General features: G+C 72.2%; 11 protein-coding genes. 9 read left to right on the top strand and 2 right to left on the bottom strand.

The window, feature by feature from the left end; genetic code table 11:
* From A8W25_RS30430 to A8W25_RS30440, 3 genes are all read left to right on the top strand, one after another.
* Window positions 1–811, top strand: an 811-nt coding sequence (locus tag A8W25_RS30430) for a carbohydrate ABC transporter permease (protein WP_067167652.1), incomplete at its 5' end; no start/stop codon positions are given.
* Window positions 811–1,629, top strand: a complete 819-nt coding sequence (locus A8W25_RS30435) for a carbohydrate ABC transporter permease (RefSeq protein WP_067160736.1) — start codon at window positions 811–813, stop codon at window positions 1,627–1,629. The genes A8W25_RS30430 and A8W25_RS30435, both read left to right, overlap by 1 nt.
* The gene (locus tag A8W25_RS30440; protein ID WP_067157599.1) at window positions 1,626–4,025 is read left to right on the top strand and encodes a beta-glucosidase family protein; all 2,400 of its coding nucleotides are present in this window, start codon (window positions 1,626–1,628) and stop codon (window positions 4,023–4,025) included. Before A8W25_RS30435 ends, A8W25_RS30440 begins: the two co-directional genes overlap by 4 nt.
* Before the next feature lie 65 nt (window positions 4,026–4,090).
* Here A8W25_RS30440 and A8W25_RS35505 read toward each other — a convergent pair whose 3' ends face one another.
* On the bottom strand, window positions 4,091–6,307 hold the full coding sequence (locus A8W25_RS35505; RefSeq protein WP_420708539.1) for a glycoside hydrolase family 9 protein: 2,217 nt from the start codon (window positions 6,305–6,307) through the stop codon (window positions 4,091–4,093).
* On the opposite strand from A8W25_RS35505, the gene A8W25_RS30450 reads away from it, so the two are divergent.
* Window positions 6,203–8,323 (top strand): SpoIIE family protein phosphatase, encoded by a 2,121-nt coding sequence (locus tag A8W25_RS30450; protein WP_067167653.1) that lies wholly within the window; start codon window positions 6,203–6,205, stop codon window positions 8,321–8,323. The genes A8W25_RS35505 and A8W25_RS30450 overlap by 105 nt on opposite strands.
* On the opposite strand, the gene A8W25_RS30455 is transcribed toward A8W25_RS30450, so the two are convergent.
* Window positions 8,310–9,326: a LacI family DNA-binding transcriptional regulator gene (locus tag A8W25_RS30455; protein ID WP_067167660.1), complete on the bottom strand. Its 1,017-nt coding sequence runs from the start codon at window positions 9,324–9,326 to the stop codon at window positions 8,310–8,312. The two genes, A8W25_RS30450 and A8W25_RS30455, sit on opposite strands and share 14 nt — an antisense overlap.
* Window positions 9,327–9,701: 375 nt before the next feature.
* On the opposite strand from A8W25_RS30455, the gene A8W25_RS30460 reads away from it, so the two are divergent.
* The 5 genes from A8W25_RS30460 to A8W25_RS30480 all read left to right on the top strand — a co-directional run.
* Window positions 9,702–10,988, top strand: a complete 1,287-nt coding sequence (locus A8W25_RS30460; RefSeq protein WP_067167655.1) for an extracellular solute-binding protein — start codon at window positions 9,702–9,704, stop codon at window positions 10,986–10,988.
* Between the two features lie 109 nt (window positions 10,989–11,097).
* Window positions 11,098–11,967: a carbohydrate ABC transporter permease gene (locus A8W25_RS30465; RefSeq protein ID WP_067167662.1), complete on the top strand. Its 870-nt coding sequence runs from the start codon at window positions 11,098–11,100 to the stop codon at window positions 11,965–11,967.
* A 50-nt stretch (window positions 11,968–12,017) separates the two neighbouring features.
* Window positions 12,018–12,881, top strand: coding sequence for a carbohydrate ABC transporter permease (locus A8W25_RS30470; RefSeq protein ID WP_067167664.1), 864 nt, complete (start codon window positions 12,018–12,020; stop codon window positions 12,879–12,881).
* A 65-nt stretch (window positions 12,882–12,946) separates the two neighbouring features.
* Window positions 12,947–14,206, top strand: a complete 1,260-nt coding sequence (locus tag A8W25_RS30475; protein ID WP_067167657.1) for a glycoside hydrolase 5 family protein — start codon at window positions 12,947–12,949, stop codon at window positions 14,204–14,206.
* A gap of 107 nt (window positions 14,207–14,313) precedes the next feature.
* A partial coding sequence (locus A8W25_RS30480; protein WP_067167659.1) for an endo-beta-N-acetylglucosaminidase occupies window positions 14,314–15,718 on the top strand: 1,405 nt, incomplete at its 3' end.

The following is a 15,718-nucleotide window of genomic DNA, read 5'->3' on the forward strand; positions in this document are numbered from 1 at the left end:
CGCGATCCTGCCGCTCATCCTGGTCGTCGTACTCTCCTTCACCAGCTGGGACGGCATCAGCGAGCCGCACTTCAACGGCCTGGCCAACTGGAGTGCGCTGATCCACGACCCGGTGATGACCCAGTCGGTCTGGACCACCCTGCTGCTCGCCGGCCTCGGAGTGGTCACCCAGACGCCGGTCAGCCTGCTGCTCGGCGTCTGGGCCGCCGGGCACCAGCGCAACCGGGCCGTGCTCTCCGCGATCTACTTCGTCCCGCTGCTGCTGTCGGCGACCGCCGTGTCCGTGGTGTGGCGGGCCGTCCTGGACCCCAACTTCGGCGTACCCTCCCAGCTGACCTGGCTGTTCGGCGACGGCAACCTGCTCGGCAGCCGCAGCGGCGCCCTCGCGGTACTCACCTTCGTGGGCGTGTGGCAGTTCACCCCCCTGCACGCGCTGATCTATCAGGGCGGCGCCCGGGCCATCCCCCAAGCGCTCTACCAGGCCGCCGCGATCGACGGCGCCGGCACCGTCCGGCAGTTCTTCCACATCACCCTGCCGCAACTGCGCAACAGCATCATCACCTCGATGGTTCTGATGGTCGTCGGCGGGCTCACCACCTTCGACACGGTGCTGATCCTCACCCAGGGCGGCCCCGGCACCGACACCACCGTGAGCGCCTTCTACATGTACCAAAAGGCCTTCAAGAGCTACGACTTCGGCGCCGCATCGGCCATCGCCCTGGTCCTGGTGGTCGTCGCCACCCTGATCTCCCTGGCTGTGGTCAAGTTCTCCGGTTACGACCGGATGCGCGGCACGACGGAGGGCCTGTGATACGCCCGCGCCCCAACTACCTCGCCGGGTTCGGCTCGCTGGTCTGGCTGCTGCTGGTCGGCCTGCCGCTGTACGTGCTGGTGCTCGCCACCCTCCGCACCCGCGCCGACTACTCCACCGAGGGGCCGCTCAGCCTGCCCGCCCAGTGGACCGTGCGCAACTACCTCACCGACCTGTCCAACGGCTTCGGCCAGGACTTCCTCAACACCCTCACCGTCACCGCCAGCGTGGTCGCGATCGTGCTGCTGGTCGTCCCGCCGCTCGCGTACGCCATCGTACGAGCCCGCGGCAGGGCCACCGGCTGGGTGTTCCGGCTGTTCCTGCTGGGCCTGGCGATCCCCGCCCAAGCGGTGATCGTGCCGATGTTCTACCTGATCAGCAAGGCGGGGCTGTACGACCACCTCATCGGTGTCATCCTGCCGACCGCCGCCTTCTGCCTCCCGGTCTGCACACTCGTCCTCACCGGAGCGATGCGCGACATCAGCCCCGAGCTGTACGAGGCGATGGCGATGGACGGAGCCTCACCGGCCCGGGTCTTCCGGCAGCTCGTGCTGCCGCTGTCCAGGGGCGGCCTGTCCTCCATCGTGGTCTTCGCCGCCCTCCAGGCATGGAACGGCTTCCTGTTCCCGCTGATCCTCACCCAGTCCGACTCCACCAAAGTCATCACCCTGGGTTTGTACGAGTTCCAGACCGAACACGGCGTCGACGTACCCGGACTGCTCAGCGCCGTGGTGCTGTCCATGCTCCCCATCCTCGTCGTCTACCTGTTCGCCCGCCGCGCCCTCGTCCAGGGCCTGACGGGAGTGGGAGGAAAATGATCGGCACCCCGAACCCCGAGCCCGGTGGCACCTCGACCCCCGCCGCGGACGGCGTTCCCGCCTGGCGGGACACCGCGCTCAGCCCGCGGGCCCGCGCCGACGCGCTGATCGCGGCGATGACCCTGCGGGAGAAGACGGCCCAGTTGTTCGGCGTCTGGGTGGGCGCCAGCGACGAGGGCGGCGACATCGCGCCGCACCAGCACGAGATGGAGGATCCGCCCGACCTCGACACCCTGCTGCCGTACGGGCTCGGCCAGCTGACCCGTCCGTTCGGGACGGCGCCGGTCGACCCGGCACTGGGCGCCCTCTCCCTGCTGCGTTCCCAGCGCCGGATCGCCGCTGCCAACCGCTTCGGCATTCCCGCCCTCGCCCACGAGGAGTGCCTGGCGGGCTTCGCCGCCTGGGGCGCCACGGCCTATCCCGTACCGCTTTCCTGGGGCGCCGCCTTCAACCCGGCGCTGGTGCGCCGGATGGCTGCCGCGATCGGCCGCGACATGCGGGCCGTCGGCGTGCACCAGGGCCTCGCGCCGGTCCTCGACGTGGTGCGCGACGCCCGCTGGGGGCGGGTGGAGGAGACCATCGGCGAGGACCCGTACCTGGTCGGCACCATCGCCACGGCCTATGTGCAGGGCCTTCAGTCGGCCGGAATCGTCGCCACCCTCAAGCACTTCGCCGGATACTCCGCCTCCCGCGCCGGACGCAATCTCGCCCCCGTCGGCATGGGCCCGCGCGAGCGCGCCGACGTCATCCTGCCGCCGTTCGAGATGGCTGTGCGCGAAGGGCGCCCCGGCTCGGTCATGCACGCCTACACCGACACCGACGGTATCCCCAGCGCCGCCGACGAGACGCTGCTCACCGGTCTGCTCCGGGACACCTGGGGCTTCGACGGCACGGTCGTCGCCGACTACTTCGGCATCGCCTTCCTCAAGGCCCTGCACGGCGTCGCCGAGGACTGGTCGCAGGCCGCCGCCCTGGCTCTCACCAGCGGCGTCGACGTCGAACTGCCGACCGTGAAGACCTTCGGACAGCCCCTGCTCGACGCCGTCGCCACCGGGCTCGTACCGGAGCGGCTGATCGACCGGGCGCTGCGCCGGGTGCTGGTCCAGAAGGCCCGGCTCGGGCTGCTGGACCCGGACTGGAACCCCGTGCCCGACGCCCTCGCCGGCACCGATCTGAGCGCAGTCGGGGGACTGCGCGGCCTCGTCGACCTCGACCGGCCCGCCAACCGGGCACTCGCCGCCGAACTCGCCGAACAGGCCGTGGTGCTGCTGCGCAACGACGGCCTGCTGCCGCTGAGCCGCCCCACCCGGATCGCGGTGATCGGCCCCAACGCCGACGAGCCCACCGCCGTACTCGGCTGCTACGCCTTTCCGGTGCACGTGGGAAGCCAGCACCCGAAGGTGCCGCTCGGCATCGAACTCCCCACGCTGTACGAGGCGTTGCAGGCGGAGTTCCCCGACGGTGAACTGTGGACCGTGCGCGGCGTCGGCATCGACGGTGAGGACGCGAGCGGCATCGAGGAAGCCGTCCGGGCCGCCCACCGGGCCGACGTGGTGGTGCTGGCCCTCGGCGACCGGGCCGGGCTGTTCGGCCGCGGCACCAGCGGCGAGGGCTGCGACGCCGCGACACTCGAACTACCCGGACGCCAGAACGAGTTGCTCGACGCCATGCTGGACTGCGGCACCCCGATCGTGGTCACCCTGCTGGCGGGTCGGCCGTACGTACTGGGGCGAGCGGTGAGCGAGGCGGCAGCGATCGTGCAGTGCTTCTTCCCGGGCGAGGCGGGTACGCAGGCCGTGGCGGGCGTGCTCAGCGGGAGGGTCAACCCGTCCGGAAGGCTGCCGGTCAGTATCCCCACGCACACCGGCGTCCAGCCCTCCACCTACCTCGCCGCGCGGCTCGCCCAGGCGAGCGAGGTCTCCAGCACCGACCCGACACCCGCCTACGCTTTCGGACACGGACTCGGCTACAGCGAATTCACTTGGTCGGGGCTGGCGGTCGAGAGGGCGGAAACCGGCACTGACGGTGAGTTCCGGCTCGCCTTCGACCTGCGCAACACGGGGGACCGGGCGGGCAGCGAGGTCGTCCAGCTCTACCTGCACGATCCGGTGGCCAGTGTGGTGCAGCCGGTGCAGCGGCTGGTCGGCTACCGGCGCATCGCGCTGGCCGCGGGGGCGGCGTGCCGTGTGGAGCTGGTGCTCCCCGCCGACCTGGCCTCTTTCACCGGTCGAGAGCGCCACCGGATCGTGGAGCCCGGCGCGCTGGAGCTGCGGATCGCCGCCTCCAGCACTGATGCCCGTCTCTGCGTACCGCTGCGCCTCACCGGTCCGGTGCGCCCGCTCGACCACACCCGCCGCCTGCACCCGACTGTGACCGTTCGGGCTTCTCATCCGTGAGTCCGTTGCCTGCCCGGTGCCTGCCGCCCACGCCATGGGCGGCAGGCACCGGGTGTGGTCGGTGCTCAGGAGCAGAGCACACCGTTCAGGGTGTATCGCGTCGGTACCGCGTTCGTACCCGAGTACGTCGCCTGGAACCCGAGGCTGGTGCTCGCACCGGGCGCCAGCGCGCTGTTCCATCCGGCGTCCCGGGCCGTGACCGCGGCGCCCGCCTGGCTCACCGTGGCGTTCCAGGCGCTGCTGATCCGCTGATCGCCCGCGAAGTTCCACCCCAGCGTCCAGCCCGAGATCGCCGCCGCCCCGGTGTTCTTCACCGTCACCGTCGCCGTGAACCCGTTGCCCCAGGCGTTGTCGACCCGGTACGCCACCGCGCACGACACCGCTGACGGCGCGTCGTCGTCCACCTCCGTCGCCGTGAACGTCGCCGCCCTCACCCCCGGCCCGCCGGCTGTGAACGTCGCGCTGCCCGGCACCGCGTCGTCATCCTGCGCGGCGGACACCGAAACCTGCTGCGACGTCGACCAGTTGGCCGGTGTGAACACCAGCGTCCTTCCCGCTGTCGCGGCCAGATCCTCGTCACCGGAGCTCCGGGTCACGGTCACGGTGACGTTCTGCGTCGGGGCGGCCGTAAGCCGTACCCCCACCGCCGCCGAGCCGCCCTCCGCGACCGTCACCGCCGCCGGTGCCACCTGCACGGCGGGAAGCGCCGGGGCGCCGCTTCGCTCCGCCGCGAAGGCCGCCAGCCACGCCAGCGAGGCGTTCCAGTTGATCGCCACCTCGTTGGTGGAGTACGAGCCGATGTCGTCCACGTAGCAGGCCGCCGGTGCGCAGCCCGGAAGCTGGGCCTTGGCCACCGGGTCCTCAAGGCCCGAGTTCGGCCCGCCGGCGAAGGAACCGGCCGGGGGGTGCGGCAGCGAGGCGTCGTTCTGGTGCGCCCAGAAGCGGTGGTGCTGGTTCTGCGAGAAACGCTCGCCGTAGCCGGTGACGTAGGAGAGGTCGAGCGCATTGCGGCCGAGCAGATAGTCCAGCGATTCCAGCGCTCCCGCGCGGTACCGCTGTGCGCCGGTCAGCTCGTAGGCGACGGCGAGCACCATCGCGTTGTTGGCGACGGAGCTGTTGGAGCCCCATACGTAGCCGTCGGCCGGGATGGGCACCGCGTAGCCCTGGCGGGCCATGGTGGACAGGTGGCTGTCGGCTGCCGTGGTGAGCAGGCCGCGCACCCGGGCCAGATCATCGGCGGGCAGAGCCACGCCGGGGACCGTGGCGAGGGTGATCCGGCCCAGTGTCGCGGTGCCGCCCCACCAGAACCCGTCGACCGGTTTGGCGTGATGGGGCGAGGAGACGACAGCGTCCCGGTACGCCGATTCTCCGGTGGTGGCGAGGAGTTCGGCCGCCGCCCAGTAGAACTCGTCGGAGACGTCGGCGTCCTCGTACGCACCGCCGCCAGTGTTGTCGGTCGCCGGGGCGAGCACATCGGGGTTGGCCTTGGCGGCCGTCCAGGCACGGCGGGCCGCGTCCAGGCAGCGGGCGGCGAACGCGGCGTCGTAGGGCGCGTACGCCCTGGCACACTGTGCGGCCGTGGCCGCCAGGTTCAGCGTGGCCGCGGTGGAGGGGCGGTGCACCTCACGCTGCGCGTCGTCGAGTTCGGGCCGAGTCGGCAGTGCGGTCCACTGGGCGTCGTGCATCTTGTGGAACGCCATCCCGGCCATCGGCCTGCCCACCGGAACCTGCATACGCAGCAGGAAATCCAGCTCCCAGCGGGCCTCGTCCAGCACGTCCGGTACCCCGTTGCCGCGCTCCGGCACCCGCAGTGTCCCGTCGCCGAGCGCCGCCTCGCTCCCCGAACGGCGGGCCCGCTCGAAGGAGTTGACGATCTCCCAGACGGATATACCGCCGTTGACCACGTACTTGCCCTGGTCGCCCGCGTCGTACCAGCCGCCGCGCACGTCCAGACGGTAGTCGCACACCCCCGCCTGGCAGGGGACGCTGGTGTCCCCCTTGTTCGGGGCGACACCCAGGTGCCCGGCGGGGCGGGCGTAGGCGCTGTCCCCCGGTCGGCTCCCGCCGCGCCTCCGGACCCCGCCGCCGGGCGCTCTCGCCGTGCGCGGACGGCCGCCGGCGGGCAGCCTGGAGCTTCCAGAGGTGTCCACGCGCGGCCGTGGAGGAGGTGGTCCGCCGTGCCCGACCGGGATGCGCCCGGCCCCCCGCCCGACCGCGCGCCCCCGCACCAGGCGGTCCTGTCCCGGGTGCTGACCGGGCTGCTCGACGACGTCCAGGCCCACTCCGGTGCCGTCTATGTGCTCGATCCCGGCGAGAAGGTCCTGGTCATGGCCGCGATCGCGGGGCTGCCCAGGGTGTTCGCCGCGCCCTGGGAGCGCGTCGGGCTCGCCGCCCCCATCCCGGTCGCCGACGCGGCCCGCGAGCGGCGTCTCGTCTGGGTCGGCGGCGAGGAGGAGATGGCCGGCCGCTACCCCCGGATCGCGGTCGTGCTGCCCTACCCCTTCGCCCTGGCCGCGCTCCCCGTGGCCACCGCCGACACCGTCTACGGGGCCGTCTACACCACCTGGCCCGGCTCACACCCGCCGGACCTCTCCCGCCACGAGCGCGAGCGCCTCGCCGCCGCCTGCGACCGGCTCGCCGAGTACATGGAGTGGGCCGCGGGCCAGGGCAGACCGGTGCTGCCGGAGTCCGGCGTGCGCCCGGTGGAGCCGCCCGCGGGGGAGTCCCGCGCCGCCGAGGCCGCCCGGATGGCCGCACGCCTGCCGTACGGGCTGTGCGCGCTCGACATCGACGGGCGCGTCGAGTACGCCAACCAGGCGGCCGCCGACCTGCTCGGCGTCCCGGTCGAGCGGCTGCTCGGCACCCCGCCGTGGGTGACCCTGCCGTGGCTGAACGACCCGATGTACGAGGACCGCTACCGGGCGGCCCTGCTCAGCCAGCGGATCACCTCGTTCGTGGCGCTGCACCCGCCCGGCGACTGGCTCTCCTTCCGGCTCTACCCGAGCACCACCGGCCTCAGCGTGCGCATCACCCGGGCCCGCGCCACGCCCCGGGGCGGCCGTCCGCAGCGCGACGCGGGGGAGGGGCCGGGGCGGCTGGTGACCATCTCGCACGTGCTGAGCCTGGCCAGCGCCCTGACCGAGGCCGTGGGCGTACGGGACGTGATCGACCTGGTGGCCGACGAGATCATGCCGGCCGTGGGCAGCCGGACCCTGGTCATGCTCGGCTCCTCCGGCGGGCGGCTGCACGTCCTGGGGCAGCGCGGCTACGAGGACCCCTCGGTGGTGGAGCGGTTCGACGGGATGCCGCTGAGCGCCCACACGCCGGGCGTGCGCGCTCTGCTCACCGGCGTACCGGGGTTCTACGAGTCGCGCGGGCAGCTGGAGCGGCTCTACCCGGTCCGGTACGCCACCCCCGACGGCATGGCCGCCTGGGCCTATCTGCCGCTCATCGCCTCCGGCCGCGCCGTGGGCACCTGTGTGCTGGGCTACGCCGAGGAGCGCGCCTTCACGGCCGAGGAGCGCGCGGTGCTGACCAGTGTGGGCGGGCTGATCGCCCAGGCCCTGGAGCGGGCGCGCCTCTACGACGCCAAGCACCGGCTCGCCCACGGCCTCCAGGAGGCCCTGCTGCCGCACACCCTGCCGGACCTGCCCGGCCTGGAGGTGGCCGCGCGCTATCTGCCGGCCACCCAGGGCATGGACATCGGCGGCGACTTCTACGACCTGCTGCCCGTCGGCTCCGCGGCCGCCGCCGTGATCGGGGACGTCCAGGGCCACAACGTCACCGCGGCGGGTCTGATGGGTCAGGTCCGCACCGCCGTCCGCGCCTACACCGCCGTCGGCCAGAGCCCCGGCCGCGTCATGGAGTCCACCAACCGCCTCCTCGTCGACCTCGCCGCCGAGCGCTTCGCCAGCTGTATCTACCTGCATCTGGACACCGCTCGGGGCCGCGCCCTGCTGGCCCGCGCCGGACACCCCCAGCCGCTGCTCAGGGACCCGGACGGCCGAGTGCGCCCGCTGGATCTGGCGGGCGGCCCGCTCCTCGGCATCGAGGCCGACGCCGTCTACCCGACCACGGAGGTGCCACTGCCGCCCGGGTCGGTCCTCGCCCTGTACACCGACGGCCTCGTCGAGGTCTCGGGCGTCGACCTCGACGAGTCGGTGGCCGCCGTCGCCGACCGGCTCGCCGAGGTGGGCGGGCGCCCCCTGGAGGAGGTCGCCGACAGCCTCGTACGCCATGTCCAGGAGACCCAGGGGCGCAGCGACGACGTGGCGCTCCTGCTGCTCAGGCCCCGGTGAGCGGCGGCGGGGGAGCGGTGCTCTCCCGCTCGATCAGCCGGGGCAGCGGCATCGGGACCGACCGGGCGGCGGCGCCGTCGAGCAGCGCCGTCAGCTCCCGTGCGGCGAGCCGCCCGAACGCGATGGTGTCCCGGGAGAGCGCGGTGAGCCACGGGTGGACCATCCGGCACAGCACCGAGTCCTCCCACGACACGATCGAGACGTCACCCGGCACCGAGAGGCCGAGCCCCGCCACCACGGCCGCGCCGGCCGCCGCCATCACGTCGTTGTCGTAGACCAGCGCGGTCGGCGCCGCCTCCCCGCCCAGCACCCGGCGGGTCACCGCCGCACCCTCGGTGTCGGAGTAGTCCGTGGCCACCGAGCGCACCCCGGTGAGTCCCCGCCGCTCGGCCTCGGCGCGCAGGGAGCGGATACGGCGGTCGGTGTGGGCCAGTGAGTCCAGGCCCGCGATGTGCACGACTCTGCGGTGGCCCAGCTCGTACAGCCGGCCGACGACCGCCGCCATCGCCCCGGTGTCGTCGGCGCGCACCTGCGACAGGTTGGGGTGCGCCCCCGGGAGCCCGCCGATGACGACGCCCGGCAGCCCGAGCTCGTCGAGCAGCTCCGGGCGCGGGTCGTCGGTGCGCGGGTCCACCACCAGGACGCCGTCCACGCGGTGCTCGGCCCACCACCGCCGGTACACCGCGCACTCCGCCTGCACGTCCTCCACCACCTGGAAGAGCAGGCCGAGTTGACGCTCCGCCAGGACCTCCTGGATGCCGGAGATCAGCTGGAGGAAGAACGAGTCGACCCCGAGGGTCGCCGCCGGGCGCGCGACCACCAGGCCGACCGTGGCCGCGCCCTCGCCGGAGAGCGCCCGGGCCGCCGTGCTCGGCCGCCAGCCCAGCTGCTCGGCGACCCGGCGGACCCGGTCCCGGGTGACCTCGGAGACGCCGGGGCGGTCGTTGAGCGCGAACGACACCGCGCTCTCCGACACCCCGGCCCGCTGGGCGATGTCCTTCATCGTCGGACGGCGCGCCGGAGTGCGCCGGGCCGCCTGCGTGTCCTTGCCGGACGGCGGGCTGTCCGTCACCCGTGCCCCTTTCCCGCTGGATCCGGCCGGGCTGCGGCCGGTGAATGCCCCAGCGTACTAAAGCGCTTGAGCCCTATGACTCTAAAGCGCATTAGTAGATCGCTGCAACTACCCCAGCGCACACCGGTGACCTGCGTATATGTCATCCAACTGAGGCTGCCTATTGACTTTTTGAAGAATCGCACCGCAAAGTCTGCCGATGTGAGCGTCCGGTACCGCGTCTTTCCGGGGGAGAGCCCCGGGCCCCGGTGCGAGCCCGGCCTCCGCCAGTCCGCACGTCTGGTCCGAGCAAAGGAGCCGTACACCGTGCGCATCTCCCGCAGGGCACTCGCCGCTGCCGCCGTCCTCGCCGCCGTCCTGCCGCTGAGCGCCTGCTCCAGCGACTCCGACTCGGGTTCCTCCGACGCGTCCGGCAAGGTCGAAGGAAAGATCACCTTCCAGACCTGGAACCTCCAGGCGAACTTCAAGGACTACTTCAACGGCGTGATCGCGGACTTCCGGAAGAAGTACCCCGGCACCGAGGTGAAGTGGGTCGACCGGCCCGCCGAGGGCTACGCCGACAAGATCAGCGCCGACGCCGCCGGCGGCACGCTCCCCGACGTCGTCAACGTCTCGCCGGACCTGGTGGCCCCGCTCGCCAAGGCCGGTCTCGGGCTCGACCTCGACAAGGCGGCTTCCGAGTACCGCAAGGAGTATCTGCCCGGCGCCTGGCAGAGCCACCAGATACCCGGTCTGCAGGGTACGTACGCCTTCCCCTGGTACCTCAACACCGGCCCGATGTTCTACAACAAGCGGCTGTTCAAGGACGCGGGCCTGGACGCGGAGAAGCCCCCGAAGACGTACGAGGAGGTCTTCGCCGACGGGCTGAGGATGGCGCGGCAGAGCGACGGCAAGGTGGCCACCTTCGCCAACGTCCCGACCATCGAGGACTTCGGGCGCTACGGCGTCGGGCAGATGAACAAGAGTGGCGACGGCTTCGCGTTCAACGACGCCAAGGGCGTCGAACTGCTCACCAAGTACAAGGAGTTGTACGACGCGAAGGCGCTCGACCCGCAGGCGCTGACCGCCACCCCGGAGTCGGCCGGCCACAAGTTCCTCACCGAGTCGGTGTCCATGAACCCCGGCAGCGCCCTCGACCTCGCCAACTTCAAGAAGCAGGCCCCGACGCTCTACAAGAACATCGGGATCACCGACCAGGTCACCAGCACCGGCAAGGCGAACATGTACGTCATGGGCGTCATGGTGAACTCCAAGAGCAAGCAGAAGCCCGCGGCCGTCGCCTTCGCGCACTTCGTGACCGACGCGACCCGCCAGATGGAGTTCGCCAAGAAGGTCGCCATCTTCCCCAGCACCGCCGGCTCGCTCGACGACCCGTACTTCACCAAGGAGGACGGCACCGACGAGACCCGGGTGCGGATCGCCGCCGCCAAGTCCCTGAAGACGGCGGTCAACTACACGCCGGTGCTGTTCAGCGAGCAGATGAAGACCGCGCTGCGCAACGAGGTGGCCAAGGCGCTCCAGGGCAAGGAGAGCCCCAAGGAAGCGCTTGACAACGCTGTCAAGGCCTGCGACCAGCTGCTGAAGCAGAGCTGAGCCGTACGTGAACAGCTCCACCGCCGCCACGGCGGACCCGTCCGGCACCCTCGCCGCCGCCTCCGCGGCCCGGAGCCCCCGCTCCGGGCCGCGCCGGGCCGGCCGCCGCATCCGGCGCCATCTGCCGTCCAGCCCCTGGCTGTTCGCGGCGCCCGGACTGCTCGTCGTCGGCGTGTTCAGCCTGTACCCGTTCGTCAGCACCGTGGTGAACGCCTTCACGGACCGCCGCACCCTGGTGCCCGGCCACTACGTCGGCCTCGCCAACTTCCGCGAGCTGTGGCACGACGAGATGTTCTGGACCGGTCTGCGCAACAGCACGCTGTACGTCCTCGGCGTCGTCCCGGCCCTCGTCATCCTGCCGCTGCTGCTCGCGATGCTCGTCCAGCGGCACATCCCCGGCATCGCCTTCTTCCGGGCGGCGTTCTACACCCCGGTGGTGGCCTCCATCGTCGTGGTCGGCCTCATCTGGGTGTGGATGCTCGACGACCGGGGGCTGATCAACTCGGTCCTGGAGGCGGTGGGCGTCGGCAAGGTCGGCTTCCTCAGCGACCAGTGGCTGCTGCTGTGCAGCGCGATGGCCGTCACGGTCTGGAAGGGCCTCGGCTACTACATGATCATTTACTTGGCGGCGCTGGCCAATGTGCCGCGCGAACTCCACGAGGCCGCCGCGGTCGACGGGGCAGGGGCGGTACGCCGCTTCTTCACCGTCACCGTGCCCGCGCTGCGCTCCACCATGGTCCTGGTCGCCGCGCTCTCCTCGGTGTCGGCGTTCAAGGTCTTCTCCGAGGTCTATCTGATGGCCGGCCCCAGCGGCGGTCCCGCGGGCGAGGACACCACGCTGGTGATGCTCGTCCAGCGCGTCGGCACTGGCCTCACCGGACGGGTCGGCTACGCCTCGGCGATCTCCGTGGTCGTCTTCGTCGTCACCGTCGCACTGATGCTGCTCGTCCTGCGGGCGGACCGGAGGGAGGACGCGTGAGGACCGACACCGACACCGGGGCGGAGTCCCGTACGGGCGGGACGCCCGCCGTGCGCCGCCACAAGGGCGTCACCGACGCGGAAGGGAGGCGCGTCCCCCTCTGGCAGCTCCTGCTGCGCTACTTCCTGCTCCTGGTGGTCCTGGCCCTCACCGTGGGCCCCTTCCTCTGGCAGCTGTCCACCTCGCTCAAGGGCCCGCACGAGGACATCTTCAGCTCCCCGCCCAAGTTCCTGCCCGGCCACCCGACCTTCGACAACTACACGCGCGTGGCCGACACCATCCCGGTCTGGGACTATGCCCTGAACTCGCTGAAGGTCGCCGCCGCCAACGTCGTCACCAACTGCGTCGGCGCCTCGCTCGCCGGGTACGCGCTGGCCCGGATGCGCTTCCGGGGCCGCCGGGCGGCGACCCTCGCGTTCATCCTCGCCATGCTGGTCCCCGTCGAGGGCATCATCATCGCCCAGTTCACCACCATGCGGGACCTCGGCCTCAACAACACCCTGATCGCGGTCCTGCTGCCCGGCTCCATCGGCGCGATGAACGTCCTGCTGATGCGCAACGCCTTCCTCAACCTCCCGTACGAGGTGGAGGAAGCGGCGTACGTCGACGGCGCCAACGCCTGGCAGCGCTATCTGCGGATCGCCCTGCCCGCCGTCCGGGGCACCCTCGCCGTGGTCGCCATCTTCGCCTTCATGGGCGCCTGGGACGACTTCCTGTGGCCGCTGATCGTCCTCAGCGACCCGGACCGCTTCACCCTCACCATCGGCCTGAACTATCTGCACGGCACCTTCGCCAACGACGAACGGCTCGTCGCGGCGGGCACGGTCATCGCCGTCGCCCCCCTCATCGTGCTCTTCGCCTGTCTGCAGCGTTACTTCTTCCGCGGCGTCGGCGAGGGAGCCGTCAAGGGCTGAGCCCCGCCCCCTTCGCCCGCGGCACGCCCACAGAACGGACCCGCATGCCTTCACCACAGGCCCGCATGCCTGCTGCCGTGCGCTTCGGCGCCAACTACACGCCCGGCCAGGGGTGGTTCCACCACTGGCTCGACTTCGACCTCGACGCCGTACGCGCCGACCTCGACGCGATCGCGGCGCTCGGCCTCGACCACATCCGGGTCTTCCCGGTATGGCCGTATTTCCAGCCCAACCGCACCCTGATCCGGCCGCGCGCGGTCGAGCAGCTGGTCCAGCTCGCCGACGCGGCGGGCGAACGCGGCCTCGACGTCAACGTCGACGGGCTCCAGGGCCATCTGTCCAGCTTCGACTTCCTGCCCGCCTGGACCCAGACCTGGCACCGGCGCGGCCTCTTCACCGACCCCGACGTGCTCGACGGGCAGGCCGCGCTGCTGCGCACCCTCGCGGGCGCGCTCGCGGACCGGCCCCACTTCATCGGGATGACGCTCGGCAACGAGATCAACCAGTTCGCGGCCGGGCCGCACCCCGACCCCGACCGCATCACGCCCGCGCAGGCCGAAGCCTGGGTGGACCGGATGCTCGCCGCGTGCGAGGAGGGCGCCCCCGGCAAGCCCCATGTGCACGCCGAGTACGACGCCGCCTGGTACCAGGACGACCAGCCCTTCACCCCCGCGCACGCCGCCCGGCTCGGTGCCATGACCACCGTGCACTCATGGGTGTTCAACGGCACGGCCCAGGCGCACGGGCGCACCGGTACGGCCACCGAGCACCACGCCGCGTACCTCGTCGAGCTGTCGAAGGCCTGGGCGGACGACCCGCGCAGGCCGGTGTGGCTCCAGGAGGTCGGCGCGCCCGCCCCGCTGATCCCGGCCGCGCACGCGGCCGCGTTCACCGAGGCGACCGTGGTCAACGCGCTGGACTGCGCGGATCTGTGGGGGGTCACGTGGTGGTGCTCGCACGACGTGGACCGGTCGCTGGCGGACTTCCCCGAACTGGAGTACAGCCTCGGGTTGTTGACCAGCGACGGGCGGGTCAAGCCCGCGGGCGCCGCGGTGGCCCGGATCGCCGAGGAGTGGCGGGGGCGGGTGCATGCGCCCGCGCCGCGTACGACCGCGCTGGTGGTCGACGCGGGGGACGACGTCCTGGCGCCGCGCCGATCCGTCTGTGCGCCCGGAGGGCCGGTGTTCGAGGCGTTCGCCCGGCTGGTGGCGGACGGGGTGCGGCCCACCGCCGTTCTCGCGAGTCGGGCCGACGACAAGGAGCACCTGGCGCAGCGCGGGATCGAGGAGGTGGTGGTGCCGGGCGCCGTGCTCGGCCGTTCGTGAGTGCGGTTTCGGCCGCGCGGCGGAGCCGTACATGGCACAGCCCCGCGCCCCTTCAGGTCGACCGACGCAGTCCTCCACGACCCTCGACCCGAAACGGAGACACCACCATGACCCACCACCCCTCCAGGCGCGCCGTCGTCCTCACGGGCGCCGCGACCGCCGCCGCTGTCGTCCTTCCAGCTCCTGTCGCTCGCGCCGCCGACGGCCCGCCCGCCGGCCTCCGGCCCCACGCCTCCTACTGGTACCCCGACTCCCTCCCCTCCGGTACGCCGGGCCCCGGGATCACCTGGCGGAGCCTGAAGGACTGGCGGGCCGAGGACGACAGGGACCTCGCCTTCAACTCCGCGTCCGTGCCGCTCGCCGAGCGGTTCACACCGGTGCCGGTCAACCGGACCGCCCGCAGTGGGCAGGCCCGTATCCAGGCGCTCGTCTCCTTCGAGCACACCGCGGGCAACCCGTCCCAAGGGGCCGCCACCGCCGACTACTACGCCCTCACCCACTGGGCCTACCTCGACGAGCTGGTCTTCTGGGGCGGTTCGGCGGGGGAGGGGCTGATCCTGGCGCCCAACGCCCCCATCGTGGACGCGGCCCACCGCAACGGTGTGCCCGTGCTCGGCACCGTCTTCCTGCCGCCGACCGCCTGGGGCGGCGAGCTGCGCTGGACCCGCGACCTGGTGCGGCGCGACTCGCTGGGCCGCTTTCCGCTGGCGGCCAAACTGGTCGAGGTCGCCACCGCGTACGGCTTCGACGGCTGGTTCGTGAACGCCGAGACCGACGGTGGCGACGCGGCCCTCGGCGCCGAGATGCTCGCCTTCGTACGCGACCTCCACCAGCGCGGCGAGGCCGCGGGGCTGCGGCTCACCTGGTACGACGCGATGGCCGTCGACGGCTCGGTGGGCTGGCAGGGCGCGCTCAACGGCCGCAACCAGGACTTCTTCCGCAGCACCGACGCGATGTTCGTGGACTTCCGCTGGTCGCCCGGGACCCTCGCCGCCTCGGGCGATCTGGCGGGGCGGCTCGGGCGCGACCGCTACGAGCTGTGGGCGGGCGTCGACGTCGAGGCCAAGGGGTGGAACACCTCGGTGGACTGGGACGCCATCGTCCCCCGGGACCGGGAGCACATCGTCTCGTACGGCCTCTACCGGCCCGAGTGGACCCGCAACCAGTTGCCCGCGGGCCGCACCCCGGCGCAGTTCCACGCGGCCGACGACCGGTTCTGGACCGGCCGTTCGCTCGATCCGGCGCAGCCCGACACGGACGGCTGGCGCGCCCCGGCGACGGTGGTCGCCGACCGCTCGACGGTCGACCGGCTGCCGTTCGCGACCTCGTTCAACACCGGGCACGGCCTGCGCTGGTACGACCGCGGCAAGGTGACCTCGGCCGCCGAATGGAACCACCTCGGCCTCCAGGACCGGCTCCCGGGCCGCCGCTGGGTGGTCCGCACGGCCGGGCGCCGTCCCGCCGTCGCCCTCGACTTCGCCGACGCCTGGCGCGGCGGGTCCAGCCTGCTGG

Source organism: Streptomyces sp. ERV7, assembly GCF_001653515.1.
Classification (GTDB): Bacteria; Actinomycetota; Actinomycetes; order Streptomycetales; family Streptomycetaceae; genus Streptomyces.

Excerpts from the sequence above, each read along its gene's own strand:
- A8W25_RS30440 (WP_067157599.1), top strand. The coding sequence starts at position 1,626 with ATGATCGGCACCCCGAACCCCGAGCCCGGTGGCACCTCGACCCCCGCC.
- A8W25_RS30475 (WP_067167657.1), top strand. The coding sequence starts at position 12,947 with ATGCCTGCTGCCGTGCGCTTCGGCGCCAACTACACGCCCGGCCAGGGG.
- A8W25_RS30455 (WP_067167660.1), bottom strand. The coding sequence starts at position 9,326 with ATGAAGGACATCGCCCAGCGGGCCGGGGTGTCGGAGAGCGCGGTGTCG.